Origin of the sequence: Glycomyces sp. TRM65418, assembly GCF_019710475.1 — a bacterium.
Classification (GTDB): Bacteria; Actinomycetota; Actinomycetes; order Mycobacteriales; family Micromonosporaceae; genus Glycomyces.
The window spans coordinates 226065-236622 of record NZ_JAJFAX010000008.1 but is presented as its reverse complement, the minus strand read 5'-3'; the positions used below and the strand labels follow the sequence as shown (position 1 = coordinate 236622).

The 10558-nt window shown below is 71.6% G+C and carries 10 protein-coding genes and 1 riboswitch; of the genes, 7 read left to right on the top strand and 3 right to left on the bottom strand.

Annotation, left to right across the window (positions count from 1 at the left end; genetic code table 11):
• The first annotated feature begins 573 nt into the window (after positions 1-573).
• The 3 genes from K3N28_RS18305 (at position 574) to K3N28_RS18295 (ending at position 4302) form a co-directional block, all read left to right on the top strand.
• Positions 574-1620: a glycerophosphodiester phosphodiesterase family protein gene (locus K3N28_RS18305; RefSeq protein ID WP_228094191.1), complete on the top strand. Its 1047-nt coding sequence runs from the start codon at positions 574-576 to the stop codon at positions 1618-1620.
• A gap of 193 nt (positions 1621-1813) precedes the next feature.
• Positions 1814-3247: a cytochrome ubiquinol oxidase subunit I gene (locus K3N28_RS18300; RefSeq protein WP_228094190.1), complete on the top strand. Its 1434-nt coding sequence runs from the start codon at positions 1814-1816 to the stop codon at positions 3245-3247.
• On the top strand, positions 3247-4302 hold the full coding sequence (locus tag K3N28_RS18295) for a cytochrome d ubiquinol oxidase subunit II (RefSeq protein ID WP_374209826.1): 1056 nt from the start codon (positions 3247-3249) through the stop codon (positions 4300-4302). Before K3N28_RS18300 ends, K3N28_RS18295 begins: the two co-directional genes overlap by 1 nt.
• A gap of 134 nt (positions 4303-4436) precedes the next feature.
• Here the strand turns inward: K3N28_RS18295 and K3N28_RS18290 are convergent, their stop codons facing one another.
• The 3 genes from K3N28_RS18290 to K3N28_RS18280 all read right to left on the bottom strand — a co-directional run bounded on the left by K3N28_RS18290 (position 4437) and on the right by K3N28_RS18280 (position 7034).
• Entirely contained in the window at positions 4437-5054 is a 618-nt protein-coding gene (locus K3N28_RS18290) for a dihydrofolate reductase family protein (protein WP_228094188.1), read from the bottom strand.
• 74 nt (positions 5055-5128) lie between these two features.
• Positions 5129-5971 (bottom strand): helix-turn-helix domain-containing protein, encoded by an 843-nt coding sequence (locus K3N28_RS18285; protein ID WP_228094187.1) that lies wholly within the window; start codon positions 5969-5971, stop codon positions 5129-5131.
• A gap of 79 nt (positions 5972-6050) precedes the next feature.
• Complete coding sequence (locus K3N28_RS18280; protein WP_228094186.1) at positions 6051-7034, bottom strand: hypothetical protein; 984 nt, start codon at positions 7032-7034, stop codon at positions 6051-6053.
• Positions 7035-7195: 161 nt separating this feature from the next.
• On the opposite strand from K3N28_RS18280, the gene K3N28_RS18275 reads away from it, so the two are divergent.
• The 4 genes from K3N28_RS18275 (at position 7196) to thiS (ending at position 10557) form a co-directional block, all read left to right on the top strand.
• A complete protein-coding gene (locus K3N28_RS18275; RefSeq protein WP_228094185.1) occupies positions 7196-7810 on the top strand; it encodes a class I SAM-dependent methyltransferase in 615 nt (204 codons plus the stop codon).
• Between the two features lie 354 nt (positions 7811-8164).
• Positions 8165-8271, top strand: a riboswitch (TPP riboswitch).
• Positions 8265-8981 carry a thiamine phosphate synthase gene (thiE, locus tag K3N28_RS18270; RefSeq protein ID WP_228094184.1) on the top strand — a complete coding sequence of 239 codons (717 nt, stop codon included), beginning with the start codon at positions 8265-8267 and terminating at the stop codon, positions 8979-8981. (Overlaps the previous riboswitch by 7 nt.)
• Positions 8981-10369, top strand: a complete 1389-nt coding sequence (gene thiO / locus K3N28_RS18265) for a glycine oxidase ThiO (protein ID WP_228094183.1) — start codon at positions 8981-8983, stop codon at positions 10367-10369. Before thiE ends, thiO begins: the two co-directional genes overlap by 1 nt.
• The gene (gene thiS / locus K3N28_RS18260) at positions 10366-10557 is read left to right on the top strand and encodes a sulfur carrier protein ThiS (protein ID WP_228094182.1); all 192 of its coding nucleotides are present in this window, start codon (positions 10366-10368) and stop codon (positions 10555-10557) included. The genes thiO and thiS overlap by 4 nt, the downstream gene beginning before the upstream one ends.
• The last annotated feature ends 1 nt before the right edge of the window (position 10558 follow it).

The following is a 10558-nucleotide window of genomic DNA, read 5'->3' as shown; positions in this document are numbered from 1 at the left end:
TCGCTGTTCTCGAATGTGTTGCTGATTTCCGTCTGTTTGTTCGATCTGTGATTCAATTGTGACTCGGTGTGGTTTGGCGTGGCAACACTCGGAAGGGTGAATTCAGGTGAGGCCGATTCACGAAGCATCCCGGGAATGGTTGGGCGGCAAGGGAGCGATGACTCGGGAGCGGTCACGCGCTGAGCGCAATGAACCCGACCGTCGAAGAGGGACCTCGGCTCCACTAGACCGCTTTGTCGCTGCCTCAACGGTTCGGGCCCCGATGGCGCCGCAGCCGGAAGTCAGGCTCCCGGCGCTGAGTGCAATGGACCGGACTGCCGAAGAGGGATCTCAACCGCATTGGGCCTCTTCGTCGTCGCCTCAACGGTCCGGGCCCCGATGGTGCCGCAGGCTGAAGTCAGGCTCTCCGCATTGAGCACAATGGGCCGGACTACCGAAGGCGAACCGCATCTTCCGCGGACCTCTTTGTCGCCGCCCGTACGGCCCGGCCCCCATGGCGCAGCAGGTTGAAATGTCACCCGAAGTAATGCGGCAATTCATCCCCGAGTCAGGCTCGGCCCCGAAGCTGAGGCCATGAGACGCATCCTCCCCGCGGCAGCGGTCACCGCCGCAGCCGCACTCCTCATCACCCTGCCCGCACTCCCCGCCGCCGCGCACCCCAAGCGCGACTTCGACCTCCAAGCCCACCGCGGCGGCCTCGGCCTGGTCGTCGAGAACACCCTCCCGGCCTTCGCCAACGCCCTCGAACTCGGCGTCAGCACCCTGGAACTCGACGTCCAGATCACCGAGGACGGCCACGCCGTCGTCACCCACGACCGCCGGGTCTCCGGGTCGAAATGCCTCGACACCGCCCCGGCCTTCGAGGGCGACCCCGAGTACCCGTACGTCGGGAAGTACGTCACGAACCTCACCCTCGACCAGGTCCGCACCCTCGACTGCGGCACTCTGACCCAGCCGGGCCACCCCGGCCAGGAAGCACACCCCGGCGAGCCGATGCCGCTGCTCAGCGAGGTCTTCGACCTCGTGCGCGACTACCGCGCCAAGGGTGTCACGCTCAACATCGAGACCAAGGTCGAGGCCGGTGCTCCGAGCGAGACGGCTCCGCGCGAGGCGTTCGTCGAGGCCGTCGTCGCCGACATCCGCGAGGCGCGGATCAGCCGCCAGGTCACCATCCAGAGCTTCGACTGGGGCGCGCTCATGCTCATGAACGAGACCGCGCCCGAGCTGCCGATCGTCGCCCTCACCAACTACACGTTCCTCCAGACCGGCCAGGCCGGGGCCTCGCCCTGGCTCGGCGGCATCGACATCGACGACTTCGGCGGCGACCCGATCGCCGCGATCGACTCCTTCGGTGCCGACGCCTTCTCGCCGGTCCACGGCTTCCCCCAGAACGGCAGCGTGGACGACGCCGACTACGAGCCGTACGTCACCGAGGCGATGGTGGACCACGCGCACGACCACGGCATCGAGGTCGTCCCGTGGACCGTCAACGACGAGGCCACCATGCGCAAGCTCATCGACGACGGCGTGGACGGCATCATCACCGACTACCCGGACGTGCTCCGCGACGTCATGCGCGATTACGGCTTCAAGCTCCCCAAGCGGTACCGTCTCCGATAGTCCCCGTCGGGCGTCCCGCTGAGAAATTGAGCGCTCCGGCGATCGGGTGGGCGCCGCGGTGACGAAGTCCGAGGTCCCCGGGCATATCGGCAGGTCCCCGCGTTTTTGAACACGTTCGATCCGGCTCTCCACGCCCTTGTGAATGCATTCACAAGGGCGTGGATTCAGTCGGTTCAGGGCATAGCTTCAAACCATGGACGCATCTCAGCTCCTCGCCCAGGCCGCGGACGCCGTCGCCGCCGATCCCGCCGGCCTCATGCCGGCGCGCCAGCAGATGGCGCTGTCCCTCGGATGGCACATCATCCTGGCCTGCTTCGGGGTCTCGTTCCCGGCCATCATCTTCGTGATGCACCTGCGCGGCATCCGCCGGAAGGACCCCGTCGCGCTGGACCTCGCCAAGCGCTGGAGCAAGGTCTCCGCCGTCCTCTTCGCGATCGGCGCCGTCTCCGGCACCGTCCTCAGCTTCGAGATGGGCCTCCTGTGGCCCGGCCTCATGGGCACTTACGGCGATGTCCTCGGCCTGCCCTTCGCGTTCGAGGGGCTCGCGTTCTTCCTCGAAGCGATCTTCATCGGCATCTACCTTTACGGCTGGGGCCGGATGCCCCCCAAAGTGCACCTGCTCATGCTGCTGCCCATGGCGATCACCGGCGTCTTCGGCACGTACTGCGTGCTGGCGGTCAACGCCTGGATGAACCACCCGGTCGGCTTCAACATCGTCGACGGCCAGATCGTCGACGTGGAGCCCTGGGCGGTCATGTTCAACAGCCAGGCGTTCATGCAGTTCGCGCACATGTGGGTCGGCGCGTACATGGTCGCCGGGTTCTCGATCGCGGCCGTCTACGCCGCCGGGATGCTGCGCGGCAGGCGCGACCGGCACCACCGGCTCGGGTTCGTCGTCCCGTTCGCGTTCGCCACCATCGCGGCCCTGGCCCAGCCCTTCGTGGGGCACTTCCTCGGCGAAGGGCTCGAGGAGCGCCAGCCGTCCAAGCTCGCCGCGTTCGAACTCGCCGAGACCACCGACGAGGGCGCCTCGCCGCTGCGCATCGGCGGCGTCCTCATCGAAGGCGAGGTCAAGGGCGCCATCGAGATCCCCTACCTCGGTTCGATCATCGCGCTGGGCTCGCTCGACGAGCCCGTGCCCGGCCTCGACCAGATCCCCGACGAGGACCAGCCGCCGGTCAACCTCACCCACTGGGCCTTCCAGACCATGATCGGCATCGGCCTGCTGCTCATGGCGGCGGTCGCGCTGTTCTGGTTCCTGCGCTGGCGCCGACGGGACCTGCTGGAGCACCGCTGGTTCCTGCGGTTCGCCTCGACGGCCGGCGTGCTCGCCGTGATCGCCCTCGAATCGGGCTGGATCGCCACGGAGGTCGGCAGGCAGCCGTGGATCGTCTACGGCGTCATGCGCACCAATGAGGCCGCGGCCGACCACTCGGCCGGGCTCTGGGGCGTCTACGGCGCGTCGGTCGTGCTCTACGGGGCCATGACCGTCGGCGCGATCGTCGTGCTGCGTTCGATGGCGCGCCGCTGGCGGGCCGGGGCGGCCGACCTGCCGAGCCCGTACGGTCCGCAGTCGCGCCTGCGCGACCGCGTTGAAGACCCGGCGACCGAGGAGGCCGCGAAATGATGACGGTCGAGTTCGCCGTCGCCGCCGCGCTGTTCGCGGGCGTCCTCTTCTACGCCGTCCTCGGCGGCGCCGACTTCGGTTCGGGCTTCCACGACCTCACCGCCGGCGGCGCGCGCCGCGGCGCCGAGGTCCGGACCCTCATCGACTACAGCATCGGGCCGGTGTGGGAGGCCAACCACGTCTGGCTCATCTACGTGCTCGTCACCTGGTGGACCGGCTTCCCCGAGACCTTCGCCGCCGCGATGACCACCCTGTACGTGCCGCTGGTGCTCGCGCTCGTGGGCATCGTCCTGCGCGGTGCGAGCTTCGCGTTCCGCAAGTTCAGCGAGACGCTCTGGCAGGCGCGGCTCTTCGGCGTCGTCTTCGCGATGTCCTCGGTCCTCGCGCCGTTCTTCCTCGGCACCATCGCCGGGTCGATCGCCTCGGGCCGGGTCCCGGCCGGCGGGAACGGCGACCCGTGGTCCTCGTGGATCAATCCCACGTCGCTGTTCACCGGGGCGATCTCGGTCGGCACCTGCGCGTTCCTGGCCGGGACGTTCCTGACCGCGGACGCCGCCCGGCGCGGCGAGGCGGCGCTGGCGCAGCGGCTGCGCGTCCGGTCGCTGGTGGTCGGGGCCGCCACGGGTGCGGTGGTCTTCGCGGCGCTCATCCCGATCGAGCACGACGCGCCGACGCTGTGGGAGGGACTGATCGGCCGGGCCGCGCCGGTCATGGCGCTCTCGGCGCTGGGCGGGATCGCGACACTGGTCCTGTTGTGGCGCAGACGGTTCGGGATCGCACGGCTCACGGCGGTGGTCGCGGTCGCGGCGGTCATGGCGGGCTGGGGGATCGGCCAGTACCCGTGGGTCCTGGTCGACGAGGTGACCATCGCCGAGGCCGCGGGCGCGCCGGCGACCATGCAGGGGCTGCTGGTGGCCGTGGGGATCGCGGCGGTCGTCGTCGGCCCGGCGCTGGCGTACCTGTTCTACCTGACGCAGTCCCCGCAGTGGAACGGCGAATCCCAGGAGCATGCGCAAGCGGGGCGCGGGCACTGGAGCGATCGGCTCGAGGACTGAGCGCGCCGTGATCGAAGCCTGCATCTGCGGTGGATGAGACGGAGGGCCGGGCGCACGCGCCCGGCCCTCCGCGCGTCGGCCGCACCGGGGTCGCGCCGCGCCCCGCCGGAAGGCGCCGCCGACTGCGGCCCGCGTTACTCGCGGCGCACCTTGAACCGCAGATGCAGCACGCGCTCGCCTTGGAGGACCACATGCGGATCATCGAGGAGGCGCCGTCCCTCGATGCCGCCGAAGTAGCGTTTGCCCGAACCGAACACCACCGGCACCACGTCCATCGCCACCTCGTCCACGAGTCCGGCCGCGAGGATCTGGCCGCCCACCTCGCCGGCGCTGACGGCGACGACCCGATCCCCGGCGAGCGCCTGCGCCTTGTCGATCGCGGCGGCCACGTCGCCGACGAAGTGGTACGACGCCTCGGGGTGCCAGCCTTCGGGCTTGGGCCGGTGGGACACCACGACCACGTGGTCGCCCGTCGGCGGCCGGCCCTCCCAGCCGTTCACCAGGTCGAAGAAGTGGCGGCCCATCACGATCACCCCGATCGAGGCCCACATCGGCCGGACGTACTCGGCCGACACGCGCGAGACCCTGAAGCCGCTTCCCGCTCCCGAATGGTCGTACTGCTCGTCGTCGCCGCCTTCGGCGATCGGGGTGTCCCCGCTGAAGTACCAGTCGTGGAGCGGCCCGACATCGTCGTTCTCGTCGGCGATGAAGCCGTCCACCGACACCACGTTGTGCATGATCACTGTGCCCACAGGTCCTCCTCAGGTCTCCTGGCGACTGGAGCCCCGAACGTATCGGCCCGGCAGGCGGCCGGTCTTGTAAAAAATCAATCGGCGGGCATCGGGCCGCTGTCGGGCGGGAACCCCCGCTCGGCGGGGAATCGGCGCCGCAGTTCCAGGTACGCCGTCGGGGTGTGGCCGGTGAAATCCTTGAACTCCCGGCTGAAGTGGGCCTGGTCGAAGTAGCCCGCCGCATGGGCGAGCGCCGACCAGTCGACCGGAGCCCGGGCGTCGACGGACAGGATCAGGCGCGCGAACCGGTAGATCCGCGCCAATCGCTTCGGCGGGATCCCGATATGCGACTTGAACTGGGCGGCGAGGTGGGTGCTGCTCACTCCGGCGGCGTCGGTCAGCGCCGCCACCGGGACCGCGCCGTGCGCCGCCGCCAGACGCCCGCCCACGTGCCGTACCAGGTCGAGGCCGCGCGGCGGCCCCTCGGCGAGTCGCCGCAGGAGCTCCTCCTCCAACACCCGCAGTGTCTCGTCGGCGGAGGCCGTGTCGCCGACCCTGTTGCGGATCCGGTCCAGCGACCGGCTCCACACGGCGTCGACCGGCACCCAGCGGTCCCGCAGCTCGGTCGCCGGGACGTCGACGAACGCCGACATGCCCCAAGGCTTGAAATGCACCCCGACGAGCCGCACCCGGTCCGGATATTCGACGACGAACCGCCTCGTCCACACCCCCATGAACCATCCGTCGGCGACCACCGCCGGCGGTACGGCAGGGTCCGAGTCCCACAAGCGGGCCGGCCCGCCCAGGTTGACGAACAGATGCGCCGACGGCATGGGCGGGACGTTCAGCCGGCGGTGGCGCGGCGCCCCGGTCAGGCTGTAGACGTCGTCGATGAACCGGTCGAGCGGCGGGGCGGGCACCCGGCCCACGTATTCCATGGACTCAGTGTGGCCGACGAGCGCATGACCGGCACCCCCGCCGGGCGAGCGCGGCACGCGCGGTGCCCCGTCGCTCGGGCTACTGGACCTCGCGCCTCGGGTTGAGCTGGTCGACGAACCAGACGTCGACGAGGTCGCCCACGATCTCCCGCACCGGCTCGCCCGCCTCTTCGAGGTCCTCGCCGTCGGTGCGGCCGATGACCACGTACATCAGGTAGTGCCCGTAGGTGTTGTAGCCGACCATCGTGGCCGCGCGGCCCAGTTCCTCGGCCTCGCCGTCGGTCCGCAGCGCCGCGAACCCGCCTTCGAGGCCGGCCTCGATCGCGGCGCGCAGCGCCTCGGCCTCGGCGGCGTCGGCGAGGTTGAGCACGCCCGCCGTGGCCGCGTACTCGCCGTCCGGGTTGACGAGCGTCGCCCGCACGGTCTGCGTGCAGTCGGCGTCGGCCAGGAGTTCGGCGAGCTCGTCCAGTCCGGCGTCGGCGCAGTCGGCGAGTTCCTCGCTCTCCAGGACCTTGTAGGCCCCGGCCGCTCCGGCCGGTGTGAACGTCTGGGCGCCGAACAGCTCCGCCACGGAGATCGGCGCCGCGTCGGTCTCGCGGCTGGCGATCGGGTCGATCACCTCGGGCGCGTCGGTCGGCTCCTCCGCTGAGGACTGCCGGTCCGAGGCGGGGGCCGCGCTCGACGCGCCGGGATCCGGCTCGCCCTCGCGCAGGACGATGAACGCCCCGGCGGCGCAGGCCGCCGCCACCGCGAGCGCGCTCACGGCCGCCAGCGCGACGAGCCACCACCGGGTGCGCCGCCGCGCGCGCTGGGCGGCGCGGCGCAGGGGACGGGACGCGTGGATCTCCTCCAGGTGCGCCTCCATCTCCTCCTCGGGCGAGCGCTGCGTCGCCGCGGAGGGGAGCGCATGGTCTTCGGGGCTGAGCCGGGCGGTGGGCGCGCGCATCGGCGCGCGCTGCACGTCCGCGGCGTCGTATGCCTCCCAGCCGGAGCGCGGGTCGGTCGGTGCTCGGTGTCCCTGAGTCTGCTGCGGGACGCCGAAGGGGGACGGGCCATGTGCCATGGAGGCAGCTTAGACCCGGCGGGCGCCGAAACCGGGAAACGTTCCCTCGGGAGGTGGACGGCGAGCGCCGGTCGACGCCGCGGGCGGCGGGCCGAGCCGCGCAGATCTCTTCGCGCCCGACCCGCCGACCTGCCCGGGCATGGCGAGAGACAATGGTCGGCATGTCCAAGGGCCCATCCGAGCAGCCAGAGCACTATTTCAGCGAGCAGCCCGCCGTCGACGACCGCGAGCGCGTCATCGGCTTCGAGCTCGACGGCGTCGTCTACGAGCTGACGACCTCCACGGGGGTCTTCTCCGGGAACCGGCTCGATCCCGGCACGAGCGTGCTGCTGCACAAGGTCGTCCCGCCCGACACGGCGGGCGTCTTCCTCGATCTCGGCTGCGGGTACGGGCCGATCAGCGCGGTGCTCGCCCAGCGCGAGGACGCCGAGGTCTGGGCCGTCGACGTGAACCGCCGGGCGCTCGACCTGACGCGGCGCAACACCGAGAAGGCCCCCGGCAAGGTGCATGCGGCCGTGCCCGAGGAGGTCCCGGCCGAGGTGCGGTTCGACGAGATCTGGTCGAACCCGCCGATCAAGGTCGGCAAGGAGGCCTTGCACGAGCTGCTGGAGACGTGGCTGCCGCGCCTGAAGGACGGCGGGGTGGCGTGGCTGGTCGTCTCGAAGCACTTGGGGGCGGATTCGCTGGCGCGCTGGCTCGGTGAGAGCGGCTGGGAGGTCGACAAGCACGCGAGCGCCAAGGGGTACCGGGTGCTGAGGGTGGAGCGGGCGCGGTAGCGGCATGGGCCGCTCTCAGCATGGGGGACCGAGATCGGTGGCGCACGCCGCCGCGGAGGAGCCTGGCATGCCCGACGATCACCGCTCCGACGGAGTGATCGACCTGCCCCTGACGTTGGCGGAACTGGCCATCGGCATGGGCCGGCGACGCGATGGTGCGCGATCTTGTTCGCGGGGCCGGGATCCTCGTCTTCGGTTTCTGGCCGGCGGCCGGCGGATTCCGCCAGATGAGCGAGTACCGTGCCGGACCCGGACGAGTCCGCATCGAGTGATCGGCGACCGGTCCGTGTCCAGTTGGTGACACGAGACTTGCGAGGACCGCTCGCGATGGCGTAGCGTGACGGCCGTAAGCGAAGAAACCCACGGGAGTCCGATGCATCGGGCTGAGAGGGGACTTGGTAGTCCCGACCGTCGAACCTGATCCAGGTCATGCTGGCGCAGGGAGAAGGAGCTCATGAGTTCTACGCATCTGCCTCGGCTTCATGTCATCACCGACACCCGCGGCCCCGCCGCCGCGCAGGCCGCCGCCGGCTCGCGACCCGATCCGATCGCCGTCGTCGCGGCGGCGCTGGCCGCCGGGGCGCGGCTGGTCCAAGTCCGGCCCGAGGACCACTACAACGACCGCGCGGCCTTCGACCTCGCCGCCGCGATCGCCGCGCTCTGCGCCGAGCACGGGGCGCTGTGCCTGGTGAACGACCGCGTCCACATTGCTCAAGCGGTCGACGCGGCCGGCGTGCACCTCGGGGCCGAGGACCTGCCGATCGACGCCGCGCAGCGCATCCTGCCCGCGGGCGCGATCATCGGCGGCACCAGCCGCGACCCGGAGTCGGCTCGGGCCGCCCGCCGTGCCGGTGCGACCTATCTCGGCGTCGGGCCGGTCTGGGGCACCACCACCAAAGCCGGTCTGCCGCAGCCGATCGGGCTCGAAGGCCTGGCCGCGGTGTGCGAGGCCGTCGACCTGCCGGTGATCGCCATCGGCGGCATCACCGCCGAGCGCGCGGCCCTGTGCCGCGAGGCCGGAGCGCACGGGGTGGCGGTCGTCGGCGCGATCGCCGCCGCCGCGGACCCGAAGCAGGCCACCGTGGAACTCCTGGCCGCCGTAGGCGAGCACCCCGAGGCGGACGTGGCCCGAGACGATAGGAGCCTCCTGCGAGGGGTGGGCGAAGCCTGATGCGCATCGCCGTCGTCGGCGCCGGATCCATCGGGCTCGCCGTCGCGTGGCGGGCCGCCCAGGACGGCGCCGAGGTCGTCGTGCACGACCCCGACCCCGGATCGGGCGCTTCGCGCGTGGCCGCCGGCATGATCGCCGCCGTCACCGAGGCGCACTTCGGCGAGGAGGCGCTGGGGCCGTTCATGGCCGAGTCCGCCGACGCCTGGCCCGCCTTCGCCCGCGACCTCGAAGCGGCCTCAGGCGTCGACCTCGGCTTTCGCGACGTGCCCACGCTCGTGGTCGGCGTCGAGGACGGCGACCGCGCCGAGATCGAGCGGCTGGCCGGGCTCTACCGGTTCACCGCGAGGAACGTCGAGACGCTGACCGCGCGCGCCGCGCGGAAGGCCGAACCACTGCTCAGCCACCGCGTGCGCGGCGGCGTGCTCGCCCCGGAGGACCGCGCGGTCGACCCGCGCGCCGTCCACCGCGCGCTCCTGGTCGCCGCCGAGCGCGCGGGGGTCGAACTGCGGCGCGAGCGGGTGGAGGACTCGGCCGCGCTGGACGCCGACCAGGTGGTGATCGCCGCCGGATGCGGCTCGACGCGATGCACCGGCGGCAGCGCTCAATGGAGCCTTCCCGTCCGGCCGGTGAGGGGCGCGGTGCTGCGCCTGCGGGCCGTCGGGGACCAACCGAAGCCGCGGACCACGGTGCGCGGGTGGGTGAAAGGCCATTCGGTCTACATCGTGACCCGTGCGAGCGGCGAGGTCGTGGTGGGCGCGACGAGCGACGAACGGGGGTTCGACCGGCTGACCGGCACGGCCGGGGCCGTGCACGACCTGCTGCGCTGGTCCATCGAGCTGGTGCCGGAGATCGCGGAGTACCACCTGGACGAGGTGAGCGTCGGCTTCCGGCCCGGGACGCCGGACAACCTGCCGCTGATCGGCCGCCTCGACGAGAGGACGGTCGCGGCGACCGGCCACTACCGCAACGGCATCGCGCTGATCCCGTCCACGGCGAGCACGGTCGCGGCGCTCCTGCGGGGAGCGGGGGAGGGCCCGCCGAAGGCGTTCGACCCGCTGCGGTTCAGCGAGCCCCAGGGCCGATCGGCCGGGCGGTTCGAAGACACGGCGGAGCGCCCGGGGACGCGGTTCGCGAGCGCTCCCGATCCGAGCGTGCCTGAGGGGTCCGGCCGTTCGGGCGACCGACGAAGCGGCGCGGCGCGTGCCGCTGGTCACGGACGTGCCGAGGGAGATGCGGGCAGCCCGCAGCCCCCTGAGGCGCCGCGCTCGGGCGCCCTCGAATCGACAGCGCCGACCGGGTCCGACCATCCGGACCCGCGCCGTGCGAACGGCCCGAGTGATCCGGGCGACAAGGGACCGAACGGCAATTCTGAGGAGGCCGACTCGTGAAGATCGAGCTCAACGGCGAGGCCCGCGAAGGCGTCGCCACCATCACCGAAGCGGTCGCGGCCGTCACCGACGCGCGGCGCGGGATCGCCGTCGCCCTCAACGGCGAAGTCGTGCCCCGGTCCGAATGGGACCGCCCGCTCGCCGACGGCGACGCCGTCGAAGTCCTCACCGCCACCCAAGGAGGCTGAC